Raw genomic sequence first — 17444 nt, 5'->3', positions numbered from 1 at the left:
CCCCTTTTTATCACTTTTTTATTCGATTGCTGCATTCCACAGCAAAACGCACCTTTATACAGATTTACCCACAAAGTTATCCACAACCATAAAAATAATTAAAATATAACGCGCATTACGCAAACGATTGCGTTACAATTAGCATGAAAATTCATCGTTGATTTTATTTTTATGTTCTGAAATTGTTAGTGGCTTATCTCTATCTATTGATATTTTGATGTGATTAAACAGTTACAGCAGAAATAGGTATATATAAGAAGCGTCGTTTTTACGCTTTAAACTAACTCTTACGGTTTTATTGCTTTCTTATCCAAGGGATCTATCTCATGCAACAGCTTCGTCCTATTCGTCGTGCCCTGCTCAGTGTTTCTGATAAAACAGGCGTTGTTGAATTCGCTAAAGCGCTTTCACAACGAGGTGTTGAACTGCTCTCTACAGGTGGAACCGCAAAACTACTTGCCGAGTCAGGGTTAAAAGTCACCGAAGTTTCAGACTATACAGGGTTCCCTGAAATGATGGATGGTCGTGTTAAAACACTTCACCCAAAAGTTCATGGTGGCATTTTAGGTCGTCGTGGCATTGATGATGCCATTATGCAGCAACATAATATCGAACCGATTGATATGGTTGTTGTCAATCTGTACCCCTTTGCACAAACCGTCGCTAAGCCTAACTGCACCCTAGAAGATGCTGTTGAAAATATCGATATCGGCGGCCCCACAATGGTGCGCTCAGCCGCTAAAAACCATAAAGATGTCGCGATTGTTGTAAACAGTAATGATTATGAAAAAATCATTGAAGAATTGGATAACCACGATAACTCTTTAAATTGGTCTACTCGTTTTGACCTTGCTATTAAAGCGTTCGAACATACTGCCGCTTATGACAGTATGATAGCCAACTACTTTGGCGAATTAGTCACCCCTTATTATGGCGATACAACGCAACCATCGGGACGTTTCCCTCGTACGTTGAATTTAAACTTTATCAAAAAACAAGACATGCGTTACGGTGAAAATAGTCACCAAGATGCCGCTTTTTATATAGAAGAGAACCCAAAAGAGGCATCAATCGCCACGGCGACACAGCTGCAAGGTAAGGCTCTCTCTTATAACAATATTGCTGATACAGACGCCGCTTTAGAATGTGTTAAATCTTTCGAAGAGCCAGCCTGCGTTATCGTCAAACATGCCAACCCTTGCGGTGTTGCTATTGGTAATAATATTCATGCAGCTTACGATCGCGCGTTTAAAACGGATCCAACGTCTGCATTTGGTGGCATCATTGCCTTTAACCGTCAGCTTGATAAGGCAACAGCAGAAGCGATTATTGAGCGCCAATTTGTAGAAGTTATTATTGCACCAACGGTTGCCGATGATGCTCTTTCAGTATTAGCGACCAAGCAAAATGTGCGTGTTCTTACATGTGGTGAGTGGGATAAACCTGTTGCAGGATTAGATTTTAAACGTGTTAACGGTGGTTTATTGGTCCAAGACCGTGACCTCGGTATGGTTGAACCTGACGAGCTACGTGTTGTGACTAAACGCCAACCCACTGAGCGTGAATTTAAAGATGCTCTATTCTGTTGGAAAGTCGCTAAATTCGTTAAGTCGAACGCGATTGTTTATGCCAAAAATGATATGACTATTGGCATTGGTGCAGGGCAAATGAGCCGAGTGTATTCTGCGAAAATTGCAGGTATTAAAGCCGCAGATGAAGGCTTAGAAGTTGCAGGTTGTGCAATGGCCTCCGACGCATTCTTCCCGTTCCGTGACGGTATTGATGCAGCGGCAGCCGTTGGCGTGACCTGTGTGATCCAGCCAGGTGGTTCAATCCGCGATAGCGAAGTGATTGAAGCGGCTAACGAGCACGGCATCGCCATGATTTTCACTAATATGCGCCATTTCCGCCATTAATCATGTGGAGTTAAGTATGAATATTTTAATTATTGGTGGCGGTGGTCGTGAACACGCCCTAGCATGGAAAGCCGCACAATCACCACTTGCTGACAAAGTTTATGTGGCTCCGGGTAATGCTGGAACTGCATTAGAGCCTAATCTTGAAAACGTGGCTATCTCAGCAACGGATATCGATGAATTATTAAAATTTGCGAAAGAGCAACAAATCGGCCTAACGATTGTTGGCCCAGAAGCACCACTGGTCATTGGGGTCGTTGATGCGTTCCAAAAAGCAGGGCTAACCATTTTCGGTCCGACTCAAGGCGCCGCACAGCTCGAAGGTTCGAAAGCTTTTACGAAAGACTTTTTAGCTCGTCACAAAATACCGACAGCCGCTTACCAAAATTTTACTGAAATCGAACCTGCTTTGGCGTATCTGGATAACGTCGGCGCACCGATTGTTATTAAGGCTGATGGTCTTGCCGCAGGTAAAGGTGTCATTGTCGCGATGACGCTGGCTGAAGCTAAAGATGCTGTGCACGATATGCTTGCTGGTAACGCATTTGGTGATGCAGGTCACCGTATCGTGATTGAAGAGTTCTTAGACGGTGAAGAAGCAAGTTTTATTGTGATGGTGGACGGCGAAAATGTCGTTCCAATGGCAACTAGCCAAGACCATAAACGTGTTGGCGATGGTGATACAGGTCTTAACACGGGCGGCATGGGCGCATATTCACCGGCCCCCGTTGTGACAAATGAAATTCACCAGCGTGTCATGGAACAAATCATCTATCCAACAGTAAAAGGTATGGATGCCGAGGGGCATCGTTATCAAGGTTTCCTCTATGCGGGTTTAATGATTGATAAGGCTGGTAACCCTAAAGTTATCGAATTTAACTGCCGTTTTGGCGATCCTGAAACTCAACCTATCATGATGCGTTTACAATCTGATTTAGTCGAGTTGTGTCTTGCAGGGGCAAAAGGTGAGCTAGCAGGTAAAGATTCCTTATGGGATGAACGCCCTGCTCTCGGTGTGGTAATTGCTGCCGGAGGTTATCCAGGTGATTACCGCCAAGGTGATGCGATCCACGGTTTGCCGACCGAAGAAATGGCGGATAGCAAAGTATTTCATGCTGGCACTAAAATGAAAGATGATAAGGTCATCACTGCCGGAGGCCGTGTTCTTTGTGTCACAGCACTCGGTAATGATATCGCCCAAGCTCAACAAAAAGCCTATCAAGCCGCTGAAAATATTCATTGGGATGGCAGTTTTTACCGTAAAGATATTGGTTATCGTGCCGTCGCACGCCTGAAATAGCGAGCACAGAAGTTAAACTCACTAAGCTGATAAACAGCCGCTTTATCAGCTTTTTTATTTCTAACAGGCGAAAGCGCTGAGTATTTCGTAGCCTAACTAGGCGACAAAGTAATTTATCCTCGGGAGTATACACAAATATGTGACTGAGGTGAGTTGCTGAAGCCAACAACGTTAGGATGCGAAAGACGACGAGCGGTGAGATTACAATGAATCTTTACTAGGCTGCCAGCGGCAAAAATCGGTATCCGCAACCATCAAAAGTTGATTCCCTTCAGGGGATTCTAACCAAGCAATATTCAGCTGTTTATGCCAAACTTTTGCTCGGCTTTCTAACCAATTTTGTGCATAAGGTTCAAATTCGACTTTTTTGACATCACCGCCACAAGTGACGACTTGGTTTTGTGACCAACGGCCTTGGTATAGTTTCACACCACCGACTACCAAAGCAGTATTAATATCTAAAATACGTTTTGCTTCAAAACGCCAACGGATAATGTCATCGGAAGAAAGTGCGGTTTTGCGATCTTTTTCGACTCGTTGCATAAAGATCACATCATCGTTTTTGTTAAAACGGAGTTGTTCCATCATTTCTTGCTCACCCGCATTTAAGATTTGGCTACGAATTTGCCAAAGCTGGCCTGCTCGGTACTCGAAGAAATTAACGGAAGTATCAGTGCCTTTGTAAGGGCTGTAAACAACCATAAGCACTTGAGGGTCATTTTTTGCGTCATTAAGACGCCACATACGGATTACACCATCATCCGCAATAAATCCACTCGCACTAAACTCGGGAAAGTTGTTACGAGAAGAACAGGCGCTGAGCATTGAGATGGCTCCCAATACCAGCAACCCTTTCCGAATGAACAAAAGGGGTCGTTGACTACCCCCCCTGATAATTCTAGTTTGCAACTTAATTATTTTACCGCTTCTTTCAGTGCTTTACCGGCAGAGAAAGCAGGAACATTAGTTGCTGGGATAGTGATCTCTTCGCGAGTTTGCGGGTTACGACCGGTACGCTCTGCACGGTGGCTGACTTTGAAAGTACCGAAACCGACCAGTTGTACTTGCTCGCCTTTTTTCAGCGTTTCTGAAATAGCATTCAGAGTTGATTCTAATGCTGCTTTAGCCTGTACTTTTGTCAGGTCTGCTGATTCTGCGATAGCATCAACTAATTCAGTCTTGTTCATAAATTATCCTTACACAGTGTGTTTATCGTTTGCAAAGCATCGAGTGCGTCGGATATGCCAAATTGACAGCCCCTGATACACGCCCCCGATAGCCACTTCTCTTCTTGCCCCTAAATGTAGACCAGTCTAGGGGCAAATGTGAAGTCTTAGTCATCAGCATTACTGCGCTAAGTCACGTTTTCATCAATGAAACGCTAAAAACTAGCCTACAGTAATACCAATATTGCTAACCCCCGCTTCACGGAGGTCAGATTTTAATCCTTTAATTAACTCTAAGTCTCGCTCTTCACAGGCAGCCAGTAAACGGAAAATTTCCCACTGGATATCCCACTCTTCCTCAATTGAGGATAATTCTTTCAGCTCTTCCTCTGACATTTCCCTACCAGCTTGGGTCATTTCCAGCATCGCAACAGTACGAATCGATGTTTCGCTAACCGCAATAGCATGGCTCAGTGTTTCGCCACTTAATTTTGCATGAACCACTTCACCTAAAGCGATACAAGCATCGATGGCTGGATAAACACCGTAGAAATCAAAATCATCTGCTGACGGTATAATTTCTTCTAATTTTTCGAGCTGATTGTCGAAATTAATTTTACTGTCTTTAACGACCAGCGTTTCCCATACCAAATCAAGTATAGACCGATAAACCTTTGCGTCAGTAAATTCACTTTGCTGACAAAACATTTGGTAGTTGGGGTACATTCGTTCGCACAGGCATGCCATAAAAGTAACATGTTGCCAGCTTTCTAGTTTTTCCAACCTCAAATGGATGGGATTTCTTAACATAATTTCAGACTCATCAATCTCAATACATCGCAGTTTACCTGAAAATCTGCCAATACCACATATTTTGCTGATAATTAGCCGGATTTCTCTTTCATTCGCTCAAAAAACGACCTATTAGAGGCTATTCCATCAGCAAGTCGCGTTGGCTCAGGTAGCCGATACCCCTTTAAACAGCGTTCAACCCACTCACGAGAAGCACTGACACTCATCTTATGACCCGGTGAAATAAACAAAGGATTGCATCTTTTTTTACTTCTCAGCACCCAACCAAGCTGATTTTCGCCATGCCGTAATGGTTGAAAACTTCCCGGGGCTTCATTCACTGCTTCATAGTCACCGTACAATCGACTTTTTGCGACTCCAATGGTTGGCACATCAGCCTGTAAGCCAAAGTGACACGCAACACCGAAACGACGAGGATGGGCGATCCCTTGACCATCAACTAACACTAATTCAGGTTTATGATGCAGTTGTTGCCAAGCTGCCATCAATCCAGGCACTTCACGAAAAGAGAGCAAACCCGGAATATAAGGTAATTGTGTGGGTACTCGCGCAATCTGATACTCAACCAATTGCAAATCAGGCCATGACAGAACGGCGATCACCGCACGAGTGACAGTACCTTGCTGCTCAAAGCCCACATCAGCACCACCGATAAAAATCGGCTGTATATTATTTTCATTCAATACAATAAGCTGTGCTTTATCTGCTTGCTCTTGTCGCAACAATCGAGTGTCTATGGCCATGATGTGCTCAATACTTATTATGATTAACGATTAATGATAGAAGATAACAGCGTACTTACAAGGATCTGTGAGTACGCTATCAAAAAACCGATCAGTTATTGATGGTATTGGCGGGAAAAACGGTGGACGGCATCAACAAAAGCACCTGCATGCTCAGGGGGAACATCTTGATGGATACCATGACCTAAATTAAAGACATGTCCATTACCTTGCCCGAAGCCTGCCAAAATATTTTGTACTTCTTCTTCAATGCGCGGTATCGGAGCATAAAGCATTGATGGATCCATATTTCCCTGTAGTGCCACTTTGTCACCGACTCGACGACGGGCATCCGCAATTTCAGTGGTCCAATCAAGACCTAGAGCATCACAACCTGTTGCAGCCATCTCCTCTAGCCATTGCCCACCGCCTTTTGTAAATAGGGTCACAGGCACACGGCGGCCTTCATTTTCACGTATTAGGCCATCAATGATCTTATGCATGTAATGAAGAGAGAATTGTAAATAATCACGTTTAGTTAGCACGCCACCCCATGTATCAAAAATCATGATGGATTGAGCCCCTGCCCGAATTTGCGCATTTAAATATAAAATCACGCTATCAGCGAGTTTATCCAGTAATAAGTGGAGCGCATTCGGGTCTTCATACATCATTTTTTTAATTTTTGTGAACGCTTTACTGCTGCCACCTTCGACCATGTAAGTGGCTAATGTCCACGGACTCCCCGAAAAACCGATAAGAGGTACATCCCCCTTTAGCGCTTTACGGATTGCTCTTACCGCATCCATAACATAGCCCAGTTCCATTTCCGGATCAGGTACTGGTATGTTTTTTATATCATTTAGGCAAGTGATTGGCTTTTTGAAACGAGGCCCTTCACCCGTCTCAAAATAGAGGCCTAGCCCCATAGCATCAGGGATGGTTAAGATATCAGAAAATAGGATTGCGGCGTCTAATGGAAAACGACGTAACGGTTGAAGTGTCACTTCACACGCTAACTCGGTGTTTTTACACAGAGAAATAAAATCACCAGCCTGTGCACGCGTTGCTTTGTACTCCGGTAGGTAACGCCCTGCTTGACGCATCATCCATACAGGGGTGGTATCTACAGGCTGACGTAGCAAAGCACGTAGATAGCGGTCATTTTTCAACTCAGTCATTATTTACTCCATTATAGTCAGTGGCCGCCGCAAATGGCTAAGGGCCGCTATTGTAGCATGTTACACACAACAATATCAGCGCCTAAGCAATTCGCACGTTTAGGCGTCCTCTTGGCGACATAAAGCCACAGTATCTTCAATTAATCGCCTTGCGATTGTGTCACTTGGAGGAATTTTAGGTAATTCATTGTAGTGATACCACGCGGCACTCACGAGTTCATTCGGGTCAACCTTAATTTCGCCACTGTCATAGTCAGCCAGAAACCCCATCATTAATGAGTGAGGGAAAGGCCAAGGCTGAGAAGACACATAACGAATATTACGTATTGTGATCCCGCTTTCTTCCATGACTTCTCGTGCTACCGCTTCTTCCAGTGTCTCACCCACTTCAACAAAACCCGCAAGTACGGTAAAGAGAGGGTTTTGAGTATGGCGGCGGTGCTGTGCTAGCAATATATGGTCACCACGACGGATGCCAACAATAATGCAAGGCGCAATTTGTGGGTAATAGCGTTCATGGCAATGGTCACAAAGACAAGCCCACTCAGTCGTACTATGACGCATTGCGGTGCCGCAATAACCGCAGTAACGATGGGAACGATAAAACTCCGCTAACTGTACTCCACGCCCAGCTAAACGAAATAATCCCTCATCTTGTGATGCTAATAAGCGCGGTGAAGCCATATCTGTTGGCATTTTTTCAGCAATTAGCCAAACAACCTCACCTTGCCATTCACCAATCGGTGTTGCTATCTTCCCAGACAGTGACCAATCTTTTGCACTCCCCCTAGGAGCATCTCCTTGTGGTAACCATAAGCGCCCAGCAAAGCAAACAAACCACCAACCTTTCTCTGTTCCAGTTAATGTCACTTTTGTCATTTTTTACATCTTTTATTGGTATAAAAGGATTTCATCTTTTTCTATAAAGATACGCTTTTTTCACAAAATGTAATCTAGTCGTTGTACTTAATCATTTTTAGTTAGTGTTTTTGACACTTTTTAGACAGTTTTTTCCCTAAAACATCGAAAAAGTGTCACAAAACCGTCAACTCACTGTCACCTTGGAAAATTAGCATACTAACTAACCAATATAACTCCTCTATACAGTGAGAGATAAAATGAAAACGATTGTACCCGCAGTTTTACTTTCATTAACCGCGTCAAGTGCTGCTTTAGCAGCCGATAACGATTTAACCGCCTTGATTGAAGCCGCTAAAAAAGAAGGTCAAGTATACAGTGTTGGAATGCCAGATACTTGGGCTAACTGGAAAGGAACTTGGCAAGATCTCGAAAAAACCTATGGATTAAAGCACCAAGATACGGATATGAGTTCAGCGCAAGAGATTGCTAAGTTTGCCGCTGAAAAAAATAATGCTACCGCAGATATTGGCGATGTCGGTGCCTCCTTTGGCCCTATTGCCGTACAGAAAGGCGTTACCCAACCTTATAAACCAACCACATGGTCACAAATCCCTGATTGGGCAAAAGATAAAGAAGGCCATTGGGCACTGGCTTATACGGGCACCATTGCTTTCATGATCAATAATGAGCTAGTTAAAGATGCGCCAAAAAGCTGGGATGATTTACTAAAAGGTAAATATAAAGTCACTGTTGGTGATGTTGGTATCGCAGCTCAAGCTAACAATGCAGTATTAGCAGCGGCCTATGCGCGCGGTGGTGATGAAAATAACTTACAGCCCGCTATTGCGTTTTTTGCTGAACTTGCCAAGCAAAAACGTCTTTCCGTGAATGATCCAACCGTTGCAAATATTGAAAAAGGCGAAGTTGCCGTCGGTATTCTTTGGGATTTCAATGCGCTGAATTATCGTGATCAGATCAATCGTGATCGCTTTACCGTTGTCATTCCTTCTGATGGTTCAGTTATCTCAGGCTATACCACTATCATTAATAAATATGCCAAAAATCCAAATGCCGCGAAGTTAGCACGTGAATTTATTTTTAGCGATCAGGGGCAAATTAACCTAGCTGAAGGCTACGCCCGCCCAATTCGTGCTGAATACCTCACCCTCCCCGAAGAGATTAAAGCCAAATTGTTACCGGATGAGCAATACAAAAATGTTCGCCCAATTAACGATGCGGATGGCTGGGAAAAGTCGTCTCGCAAACTCCCCAAAATGTGGCAACAGCAAGTGTTAATCCACCAGCAGTAATGTCACTTAGGAAGAAAATATCTCATGTCTGATAAAGTGATCCTTGTTGTTCTCGATGGCTTGAGTTACCCAGTAGCCCATGATTGTATGGGCTACCTCAATGGACTGATCGAAGCTGATCGAGCAACGCTCTATAAAGTGGAGTGTGAGCTACCCTCTATGTCACGCCCTTTATACGAATGTATTTTGACGGGAGTTTCCCCTGTCGATAGCGGTATCGTTAACAATGACGTCGTGCGACTCTCCCACTTTGATAGTATTTTTTCTTTAGCCAAGAGAGCAGGTAAAACAACGGCAGCCGCGGCTTATTATTGGGTCAGCGAGCTATATAACCGAGCACCTTTTGTTGCGACTCGAGACCGTTTTACCAATGATAAGCAACTCGCTATCCAGCATGGCTGTTTTTACCAAGCAGACCATTATCCAGACAGCCACCTATTTATGGATGCGGAATACCTACGCACTCAATACTCGCCTGATTTTTTACTGATCCATCCGATGAATATTGATGATTCAGGCCATAAGTTTGGGTTTGATTCCTCACAATATCGTAACGCGGCGCGGCAAGCCGACACTATTTTGTCAAATTACTTACCTCAATGGATTGAGCAAGGCTATCAAATTATTGTCACGAGTGATCATGGTATGAACAGTGATCATAGCCATGGCGGTATATTACCTGAAGAGCGCACTGTTCCTCTGTTTGTTATTGGCGAGCAATTTTCACATCAAGAACAGTGTATGGTGAAGCAAACTGCGATTTGTGGCACGGTTTGCGCCTTACTCGGAATTGAATATGGCGATAAAACAGTCTGTCACACATTATTGGTAGGAGATAATTAATGGCCGACGTTAGCGTACCTTGTGAACAAGCAAACCACCAACAAGGGAAAGCCGCAATGTTAAAGAAACACTTATCACGTTTTCATTGGGGATCAGCCTTATTAACACTGCCATTTATTACATTGTTTTGCTTGTTTCAAATCGCCCCTATGATTTGGGTATTTATCAATAGCTTTATTTATGAAGAAGCTTGGTCAGTCGACAACTACCTTGATATTTTCACCAACGATTTTTATCTGCAAGCCTTTGAGAACACCCTCTGGTTATCGATTGTCTGTAGTGTCATCGGGCTATTCATTTCTACATTAACGGCATTTTCCATCTATAAAATGCAAGGCAGAGTACGCAGTATGATGATTTCCTTCACCACAATGGCGAGTAACTTTAGCGGTGTTCCCCTTGCCTTTGCTTTTATCATCATACTTGGGGTCAATGGCGCAATTACCCTGCAATTGAAATCTTGGGGAATTATTGAGGATTTCGATATTTATAGCGCAAGTGGGTTAATGCTGCTGTATATCTACTTTCAAATTCCTCTGGGTATTTTGTTGCTTTATCCTGCCTTTGATGCGTTGAAACCAGAGTGGGAAGATGCGGCTAAAACCATGGGAGCCAGTAAATTATCTTATTGGCGCAACGTTGCTATCCCCGTACTCGCTCCCGCATTACTTGGTACTTTTATTATTTTAGTTGCTAATGCCGTTGGGGCTTACGCGAGCACTTACGCCCTGATGAGTGGCAATTACAATCTAGTGACCATCCGTATTGCTAGCTTAGTCTCCGGCGACCTTTATTTAGAGCCTAATTTAGCAGCAGCATTATCCGTTTTACTAATTGCTATTCTTGGATTTATCACTGCCATCCATCATTGGCTATTAAAACGGAGTTATCATGCCAAGTCATAATCTTACCGCCAAGCCAAATGGCTCTTCCGGCCTTTGGCTACATAAATTCATTCTTATTAGTGTTGTTTTGTTATTAGCTCTACCTATTGTTGCCACTTTTATTTATTCAATTTCTACACAATGGGGAGCGACCGTTTTACCGGATGCCTTATCGATAAAATGGTATTTACAGTTATGGCAAGACCCTCGATTTCTGTATGCTTTTGGGCGGTCGCTGCTCATCTGTTTTAGTACTTTGTTGGTTAGCACACTGGTCATTTTACCCATGGCATTTGCCGTGTTTTACCGCTTCCCGAAATTAAAGGGGCTGATGGATTTACTGATCATCCTGCCTTTTGCTATTCCCCCTGTGGTGTCATCGGTGGGTCTATTACAAATATTTGCTGATGAGCCATTTATGTTGGTTGGTACGCCATGGATATTAATTGGTACTTATTTCACTATCACCCTACCTTTCATGTACCGTGCACTCGCTAATAGCTTCCAAGGCATTAATTTACATGACTTAATGGATGCCGCACATTTACTCGGAGCAAGTACCTTTAAGGCTTTCTTATTAATAGTATTACCGAATATTCGCAAAGGGTTACTGGTCTCATTACTGATCTCATTTTCATTTTTGATGGGTGAGTTTGTGTTTGCCAACATTTTGGTGGGAACACGTTATGAAACATTGCAAATCTACTTATTTAATATGCGTCAAACCAGCGGTCACTTTACCTCTGCGTTGGTGATGTCTTATTTCTTATTTACCTTGTTACTCACATGGCTCGCCACGCGGATGAGCCGTTCGGGAGATGAATAATGAGTTATGTTATTGCTGAAAATTTGAGTAAATCATTTGGTCAAAATCAGGTGTTCTCTAATATTCAATTCACAATAGAAAAAGGCGAATTTATTACCCTGTTAGGGCCTAGCGGCTGTGGAAAATCAACCTTATTGCGCTGTATTGCTGGACTCGAACAACCTGATAATGGTGACCTGTATATCAATCGCCAAAACATCACGCACCAAACAGCCCAGCAGCGAGGCGTTGGCATGGTCTTTCAAAGTTATGCGTTATTCCCGAATATGACAGTTGAAGACAATATCGCCTTCGGCCTAAAAATGCGTAACGTCAACAGCACTGAGCGCAATAAAGCGGTTGCAGACGTTATTGAAATGGTTGAGTTGCAAGGTAAAGAGCAGCAATTTCCTCACCAGCTTTCGGGTGGACAGCGGCAACGTGTCGCCCTTGCACGTGCATTGGTGATGAAGCCCCAAATATTGCTATTGGATGAGCCACTTTCGGCATTAGATGCGCGTATTCGTAAACATCTGCGCCAACAGATCCGTCATATCCAACGTGAGTTAAAATTGACGACCATTTTTGTTACTCATGATCAAGATGAAGCCATGATCATGTCTGATCGCATCTTTTTAATGAATAAAGGGGCGATTATCCAGAACGATACAGCTGAGAATATCTACACGCAACCAGCCAATGAGTTTGTGGCGCGTTTTATGGGCAATTACAACCTTGTGGAGGCTGACAAAGCCAATGCGCTACTCGGGCTTAATTTGCAAGGTACGCTCGCTATTCGCCCAGAATCCATCTATGTTAAAGAAGCAGGGCGACATTACGGTGAGCATATTTCACAGCCCGTCGATGCGATTATTTTAGATCATCAACTGTTAGGTAATATTATTCGTTATTCCGTCAATACCGCGGCAGGCAATATGACAGTTGATTTGTTAAATCGCTCATCTGAAAGACTATTTGAACCTGGTACACGCCTTGAGTTAATGTTTAATAAGAACGAAATTCGCGCACTACGTTAGCAAACGAGATAAAAGAGGCACAATGCAAAACAAATTGGCGGTTTTTGATTTAGATGACACCCTAATTCAGGGGGATAGCAGCGTACTGTGGACACAATACCTGTGGGATAAGCAAATTATCACCGACCCGCGTTTTGTCGAAGCCGACAAACAAATGATGGCACAATATAACTCAGGCTCCCTAGATATGGCGACTTACCTGCGTTTTAGCCTGCAATCGCTATCTGGGTTCAGCATCGAGCAAGTTGATCTCTGGTTAGATGATTTTGTTGAGAGCATGATCGTGCCACGTATATATCCCGAAGGGATCCGCACAATCGAGCAGTATCGAAAGCAAGGGATCCCGATCATTGTGATCTCTGCAACCGTTTCTTTTATTGTGAAAAAGATAGCCGAACGATTCGCTGCTGATGTCGTGATGGGAATCGACATCAAGCAGAAAAATGGTGGTTACAGCACCGAAATAGAAGGCATTGCGACTTTTAAAGCAGGCAAAGTCAAACGCCTGCTTCAGTGGATCAGCCACCAGCCAATTACCGATGCCTATATTTATTTCTATACCGATTCCGCCAATGATCTGCCCATGTGCCAATTTGCCGATGAGGTGTTTATCGTAAATGGTGACGCGCGTCTTTGCCAAGTCGCCACCGAACAACATTGGACACAATATCACTGGGAAGTTTGAATATTTTTTTTGCACCTCTTATACTAGGTCCATCTTGTCGGAGTGCCTAGTGGCGAAAGCTACGGGCTGAGACCGTTAATTCGGGATCCGCGGAACCTGATCGGGTTAATACCTGCGAAGGGAACAAGAGTAATCATTCAGCGTAACAATTTTGGTTATTTGCTTTTGCATATTTAGGCTGACAACTCATACGCAACACAGCAAACGTCAGCTAACAAAATGAACACGCAACGCCATACCATTACTCCATCCGAACTCCAGACAAGCAACTTTCTTACGATAAACCTGAGTGCTACGCCCATATACGCGTAATCGCTCGTGACAATGTCAGGAAATTGCTATGTCCCAAAATAATATTATCCCTACAAGCGATCTTTCTCCTAAAGCGGCGCCTGCAAGAACGCGCAAAGCACAACGTGATGCGGCCGAAAACTTTATCAATACGGTTTCTGGCGTATCCTTCCCTAATTCAAAACGTATCTACCTAACAGGTTCAAGAGACGATATCCAAGTGCCAATGCGAGAAATCCAGCTCTCACCAACCCTCATTGGCGGCGATAAAGATAATCCTCAATTTGAAGATAATGAGCCTGTTCCTGTTTATGATACTTCAGGCCCCTATGGCGACCCAGCCGCAGAATTAAATGTTCATAAAGGATTAAAAAAGATCCGTGAAGGTTGGATCCGCGAGCGTAATGATACTGTTCCAGTTGATACCCTCAGTTCAGATTTTACGCAGCAGCGACTTGCCGACGCGGGTCTCGATCACTTACGATTTAATCATCGCCCCCACCCATTGAAAGCGATGAAGGGTCGCTGTGTAACACAGCTTCATTATGCACGCCAAGGTATTATTACCCCTGAAATGGAATTTATCGCCATTCGCGAAAATATGGGACGTGAACGTATTCGTGGTGACGTTTTAAGACAACAGCACCCCGGACAATCATTTGGTGCAAATCTGCCTGAAAACATCACGCCGGAATTTGTCCGCCAAGAAGTTGCCGCGGGCCGTGCCATCATCCCAGCCAATATCAATCACCCTGAATCTGAGCCAATGATTATTGGCCGCAACTTCCTAGTGAAAGTGAACGCCAATATCGGTAACTCATCGGTGACTTCTTCCATTGAAGAAGAGGTTGAAAAACTGATTTGGTCTACCCGCTGGGGAGCCGATACCGTTATGGATCTGTCTACTGGTCGTTATATTCACGAAACTCGTGAGTGGATCCTACGTAACAGTCCAGTGCCAATTGGTACTGTGCCTATTTATCAAGCACTCGAAAAGGTTAATGGGGTTGCCGAAAATCTCACGTGGGAAATGTTCCGCGATACACTGCTTGAACAGGCCGAACAAGGGGTCGATTACTTTACTATCCATGCGGGTGTGCTCCTGCGCTATGTCCCTATGACGGCGAAACGTTTAACCGGTATTGTCTCCCGTGGTGGCTCGATCATGGCGAAATGGTGCCTCTCTCATCACCAAGAAAACTTCTTGTATGAAAATTTCCGTGAAATTTGTGAGATTTGTGCAGCCTATGATGTATCACTGTCATTAGGTGATGGTTTACGTCCAGGGTCAATTCAAGATGCCAACGATGAAGCCCAATTTGCTGAACTGCATACCCTTGGTGAGCTTACAAAAATTGCTTGGGAATATGACGTGCAAGTGATGATTGAAGGCCCAGGACATGTGCCAATGCAGATGATCCACCGCAACATGACGGAAGAGCTTGAACATTGTCATGAAGCGCCGTTTTATACCCTCGGCCCACTAACTACCGATATCGCTCCCGGTTATGACCATTTTACATCAGGTATTGGGGCAGCCATGATCGGCTGGTTTGGCTGTGCAATGCTCTGTTATGTCACCCCAAAAGAGCATTTGGGCTTACCAAATAAAGAGGATGTTAAACAAGGGCTAATCACCTATAAAATTGCGGCTCATGCTGCCGACCTCGCGAAAGGGCATCCCGGAGCACAAATTCGTGATAATGCTATGTCTAAAGCGCGTTTTGAGTTCCGCTGGGAAGATCAATTTAACCTTGCTCTCGACCCAGATACCGCACGTGCTTATCACGATGAAACCCTGCCACAAGCGTCAGGGAAAGTTGCCCATTTCTGCTCTATGTGTGGTCCTAAATTCTGCTCAATGAAAATTTCACAAGAAGTCCGTGATTATGCGGCGCAAAAGGAAGCTGGCATGGAGCAAATGTCCGAAGCTTTCCGCGCTCATGGCAGCGAGTTGTATCACAGTGCCGAGGTCGTGTCCGATGAAAAAATTGCCTAGCACTCCCTTTGCTCCCACTGAGCAACGATTGGGGCTTTATCCTGTGGTCGACTCTGTAGAATGGATTGAACGCTTGCTTAATGCAGGCGTAACGACTATCCAGCTACGTATTAAAGATAAGCATGATGATGAAGTGCGTGATGATATCCAACGAGCGATTGCTCTCGGTGAAAAACATCATGCGCGGCTATTTATCAATGACTATTGGCGCTTAGCTATCGAGCTCGGTGCCTATGGTGTTCATCTTGGACAAGAAGATCTGGAAACCACCGACCTATTGGCTATTCATCAAGCTGGGCTACGTTTAGGCATCTCAACTCATGATCAACATGAGCTTGCTATCGCTAAATCCGTGCGCCCTTCTTATATTGCGATGGGGCATATTTTCCCAACAGAAACCAAGAAAATGCCCTCAGCACCTCAAGGGTTGGAGACACTCAAAACTATGGTAGAAGCGACTCCCGATTACCCCACGGTCGCGATTGGCGGTATCTCTATCGATAGAGTGCCAGCAGTGCTCGCAACCGGTGTTGGAAGTGTCGCCTTAGTGAGTGCAATTACCAAAGCAGATGATTGGCTAGAGGCAACAAAAACCCTTTTACGCCTCGTAGAAAATCACTGATTACCTGAATCAAACCCGCCCACACGCTCTCGTGATGGCGGGTTAATTCGAGGAGTTCATCATGTTAAATGACCATGAGTTTATGCGTTATAGCCGCCAGCTACTGCTTGAAGATATCGGCCCTGAAGGACAAGGCAAACTTAAAACGAGTAAGGTACTGATTGTTGGCCTTGGTGGTTTAGGTGCACCGGCATCACTTTATTTAGCGGCCGCTGGCGTCGGTGAGTTATGGCTTGCGGATCACGACGAGCTACACCTTTCTAATCTACAGCGGCAAGTTTTATATGGCACTGAGGACATTCCTCAATCTAAAGCCAAACTTGCCGCAAAACGACTACAAGATCTTAATCCACTGATCCATACCCATGTCTTACAACAAAAGTTAGATATTCACACATTGCTTCCCTTGGTTGAGCAAGTCGATTTAGTTCTCGATTGTTGCGATAACATGGCCACTCGCCATGCCGTTAATGCGGCCTGCGTCATGGCAAATAAAACATTGGTTAGTGGCAGTGCCGTGGGGTTTGGTGGGCAGCTTATGGTGCTTGAGCCACCCTTTAATCACGGCTGTTACGCATGTTTATACCCTGACCAGACGGAGCCTCAGCGTAACTGCCGTACCGCTGGTGTACTTGGCCCTGTCGTGGGGGTCATAGGCACATTGCAAGCCTTAGAGGCCATCAAATTATTAGTCGGATTGCCTTCCTCGCTAAGCGGTAAATTGCGTTTATTTGATGGTAAACAGCAGCAATGGAATACCTTGCAACTGACACCGTCCATTCAATGTCCAATCTGCCGAGAAGAAACATGCGCCTTATAATTAACGACCAGCCAATGGAGTTTGATGCGCCATTAACCGTGTCTCAATTACTCGCTTCTCTAGAGCGCAGTACGGTCGGCACGGCTTTGGCCATCAACCAAGTGATCATTCCTCGTCATCAATGGGATTCACACCTCGTGAATGACCAAGACAATATCTTATTGTTTCAAGCTATCGCTGGAGGCTAAT

At 44.4% G+C, this 17444-nt stretch carries 18 protein-coding genes and 1 riboswitch; of the genes, 12 read left to right on the top strand and 6 right to left on the bottom strand.

Annotation, left to right across the window (positions count from 1 at the left end):
* Positions 1-326: 326 nt before the first annotated feature.
* Positions 327-1916, top strand: coding sequence for a bifunctional phosphoribosylaminoimidazolecarboxamide formyltransferase/IMP cyclohydrolase (purH, locus tag PR833_RS19140; RefSeq protein WP_036942111.1), 1590 nt, complete (start codon positions 327-329; stop codon positions 1914-1916).
* 16 nt (positions 1917-1932) lie between these two features.
* The gene (purD, locus tag PR833_RS19135) at positions 1933-3216 is read left to right on the top strand and encodes a phosphoribosylamine--glycine ligase (protein ID WP_272526432.1); all 1284 of its coding nucleotides are present in this window, start codon (positions 1933-1935) and stop codon (positions 3214-3216) included.
* Positions 3217-3417: 201 nt separating this feature from the next.
* Here purD and PR833_RS19130 read toward each other — a convergent pair whose 3' ends face one another.
* The 6 genes from PR833_RS19130 to nudC form a co-directional block, all read right to left on the bottom strand.
* Positions 3418-4041 carry a DUF1481 domain-containing protein gene (locus tag PR833_RS19130; RefSeq protein ID WP_004924822.1) on the bottom strand — a complete coding sequence of 208 codons (624 nt, stop codon included), beginning with the start codon at positions 4039-4041 and terminating at the stop codon, positions 3418-3420.
* A gap of 89 nt (positions 4042-4130) precedes the next feature.
* Entirely contained in the window at positions 4131-4403 is a 273-nt protein-coding gene (locus PR833_RS19125) for an HU family DNA-binding protein (RefSeq protein WP_004924821.1), read from the bottom strand.
* A gap of 201 nt (positions 4404-4604) precedes the next feature.
* A complete protein-coding gene (locus tag PR833_RS19120; protein ID WP_004924819.1) occupies positions 4605-5192 on the bottom strand; it encodes a YjaG family protein in 588 nt (195 codons plus the stop codon).
* A 74-nt stretch (positions 5193-5266) separates the two neighbouring features.
* A complete protein-coding gene (nfi, locus tag PR833_RS19115; RefSeq protein ID WP_076914839.1) occupies positions 5267-5938 on the bottom strand; it encodes a deoxyribonuclease V in 672 nt (223 codons plus the stop codon).
* A 95-nt stretch (positions 5939-6033) separates the two neighbouring features.
* On the bottom strand, positions 6034-7098 hold the full coding sequence (gene hemE, locus PR833_RS19110) for a uroporphyrinogen decarboxylase (RefSeq protein ID WP_036942124.1): 1065 nt from the start codon (positions 7096-7098) through the stop codon (positions 6034-6036).
* Between the two features lie 99 nt (positions 7099-7197).
* Positions 7198-7977 (bottom strand): NAD(+) diphosphatase, encoded by a 780-nt coding sequence (gene nudC / locus PR833_RS19105; RefSeq protein ID WP_004924813.1) that lies wholly within the window; start codon positions 7975-7977, stop codon positions 7198-7200.
* A 239-nt stretch (positions 7978-8216) separates the two neighbouring features.
* Here nudC and PR833_RS19100 point away from each other — a divergent pair, with 239 nt between their 5' ends.
* The 10 genes from PR833_RS19100 to thiS all read left to right on the top strand — a co-directional run bounded on the left by PR833_RS19100 (position 8217) and on the right by thiS (position 17443).
* On the top strand, positions 8217-9269 hold the full coding sequence (locus PR833_RS19100; RefSeq protein ID WP_272526431.1) for an ABC transporter substrate-binding protein: 1053 nt from the start codon (positions 8217-8219) through the stop codon (positions 9267-9269).
* Between the two features lie 24 nt (positions 9270-9293).
* Entirely contained in the window at positions 9294-10112 is an 819-nt protein-coding gene (locus PR833_RS19095) for an alkaline phosphatase family protein (RefSeq protein WP_088498903.1), read from the top strand.
* Positions 10112-11017, top strand: coding sequence for an ABC transporter permease (locus PR833_RS19090; RefSeq protein ID WP_072502586.1), 906 nt, complete (start codon positions 10112-10114; stop codon positions 11015-11017). The genes PR833_RS19095 and PR833_RS19090 overlap by 1 nt, the downstream gene beginning before the upstream one ends.
* Complete coding sequence (locus PR833_RS19085; RefSeq protein WP_004924802.1) at positions 11004-11822, top strand: ABC transporter permease; 819 nt, start codon at positions 11004-11006, stop codon at positions 11820-11822. Before PR833_RS19090 ends, PR833_RS19085 begins: the two co-directional genes overlap by 14 nt.
* On the top strand, positions 11822-12838 hold the full coding sequence (locus PR833_RS19080; protein ID WP_272526430.1) for an ABC transporter ATP-binding protein: 1017 nt from the start codon (positions 11822-11824) through the stop codon (positions 12836-12838). The genes PR833_RS19085 and PR833_RS19080 overlap by 1 nt, the downstream gene beginning before the upstream one ends.
* 22 nt (positions 12839-12860) lie before the next feature.
* On the top strand, positions 12861-13523 hold the full coding sequence (locus PR833_RS19075; RefSeq protein ID WP_004924796.1) for an HAD family hydrolase: 663 nt from the start codon (positions 12861-12863) through the stop codon (positions 13521-13523).
* Positions 13524-13551: 28 nt separating this feature from the next.
* A riboswitch (TPP riboswitch) is annotated at positions 13552-13663 on the top strand.
* A 200-nt stretch (positions 13664-13863) separates the two neighbouring features.
* Positions 13864-15813 (top strand): phosphomethylpyrimidine synthase ThiC, encoded by a 1950-nt coding sequence (thiC, locus tag PR833_RS19070; protein ID WP_004924795.1) that lies wholly within the window; start codon positions 13864-13866, stop codon positions 15811-15813.
* On the top strand, positions 15797-16435 hold the full coding sequence (thiE, locus tag PR833_RS19065; RefSeq protein ID WP_036942138.1) for a thiamine phosphate synthase: 639 nt from the start codon (positions 15797-15799) through the stop codon (positions 16433-16435). The genes thiC and thiE overlap by 17 nt, the downstream gene beginning before the upstream one ends.
* Before the next feature lie 61 nt (positions 16436-16496).
* Positions 16497-17255 (top strand): HesA/MoeB/ThiF family protein, encoded by a 759-nt coding sequence (locus PR833_RS19060; protein WP_004924791.1) that lies wholly within the window; start codon positions 16497-16499, stop codon positions 17253-17255.
* Entirely contained in the window at positions 17243-17443 is a 201-nt protein-coding gene (gene thiS, locus PR833_RS19055) for a sulfur carrier protein ThiS (RefSeq protein WP_004924788.1), read from the top strand. The genes PR833_RS19060 and thiS overlap by 13 nt, the downstream gene beginning before the upstream one ends.
* Position 17444 lies beyond the last annotated feature (1 nt).

The organism is Providencia sp. PROV189 (assembly GCF_028480065.1).
Classification (GTDB): domain Bacteria; phylum Pseudomonadota; class Gammaproteobacteria; order Enterobacterales; family Enterobacteriaceae; genus Providencia; species Providencia stuartii.
The sequence above is the reverse complement of the archived record's forward strand: the minus strand, read 5'-3'. Positions and strand labels throughout refer to the sequence as shown.

What these genes read in the sequence shown, in the direction of transcription:
- purH (WP_036942111.1), top strand. Translation starts at nt 327, where the DNA reads ATGCAACAGCTTCGTCCTATTCGTCGTGCCCTGCTCAGTGTTTCTGAT.
- purD (WP_272526432.1), top strand. Translation starts at nt 1,933, where the DNA reads ATGAATATTTTAATTATTGGTGGCGGTGGTCGTGAACACGCCCTAGCA.
- PR833_RS19130 (WP_004924822.1), bottom strand. Translation starts at nt 4,041, where the DNA reads ATGCTCAGCGCCTGTTCTTCTCGTAACAACTTTCCCGAGTTTAGTGCG.
- PR833_RS19125 (WP_004924821.1), bottom strand. Translation starts at nt 4,403, where the DNA reads ATGAACAAGACTGAATTAGTTGATGCTATCGCAGAATCAGCAGACCTG.
- PR833_RS19120 (WP_004924819.1), bottom strand. Translation starts at nt 5,192, where the DNA reads ATGTTAAGAAATCCCATCCATTTGAGGTTGGAAAAACTAGAAAGCTGG.
- nfi (WP_076914839.1), bottom strand. Translation starts at nt 5,938, where the DNA reads ATGGCCATAGACACTCGATTGTTGCGACAAGAGCAAGCAGATAAAGCA.
- hemE (WP_036942124.1), bottom strand. Translation starts at nt 7,098, where the DNA reads ATGACTGAGTTGAAAAATGACCGCTATCTACGTGCTTTGCTACGTCAG.
- nudC (WP_004924813.1), bottom strand. Translation starts at nt 7,977, where the DNA reads ATGACAAAAGTGACATTAACTGGAACAGAGAAAGGTTGGTGGTTTGTT.
- PR833_RS19100 (WP_272526431.1), top strand. Translation starts at nt 8,217, where the DNA reads ATGAAAACGATTGTACCCGCAGTTTTACTTTCATTAACCGCGTCAAGT.
- PR833_RS19095 (WP_088498903.1), top strand. Translation starts at nt 9,294, where the DNA reads ATGTCTGATAAAGTGATCCTTGTTGTTCTCGATGGCTTGAGTTACCCA.
- PR833_RS19090 (WP_072502586.1), top strand. Translation starts at nt 10,112, where the DNA reads ATGGCCGACGTTAGCGTACCTTGTGAACAAGCAAACCACCAACAAGGG.
- PR833_RS19085 (WP_004924802.1), top strand. Translation starts at nt 11,004, where the DNA reads ATGCCAAGTCATAATCTTACCGCCAAGCCAAATGGCTCTTCCGGCCTT.
- PR833_RS19080 (WP_272526430.1), top strand. Translation starts at nt 11,822, where the DNA reads ATGAGTTATGTTATTGCTGAAAATTTGAGTAAATCATTTGGTCAAAAT.
- PR833_RS19075 (WP_004924796.1), top strand. Translation starts at nt 12,861, where the DNA reads ATGCAAAACAAATTGGCGGTTTTTGATTTAGATGACACCCTAATTCAG.
- thiC (WP_004924795.1), top strand. Translation starts at nt 13,864, where the DNA reads ATGTCCCAAAATAATATTATCCCTACAAGCGATCTTTCTCCTAAAGCG.
- thiE (WP_036942138.1), top strand. Translation starts at nt 15,797, where the DNA reads ATGAAAAAATTGCCTAGCACTCCCTTTGCTCCCACTGAGCAACGATTG.
- PR833_RS19060 (WP_004924791.1), top strand. Translation starts at nt 16,497, where the DNA reads ATGTTAAATGACCATGAGTTTATGCGTTATAGCCGCCAGCTACTGCTT.
- thiS (WP_004924788.1), top strand. Translation starts at nt 17,243, where the DNA reads ATGCGCCTTATAATTAACGACCAGCCAATGGAGTTTGATGCGCCATTA.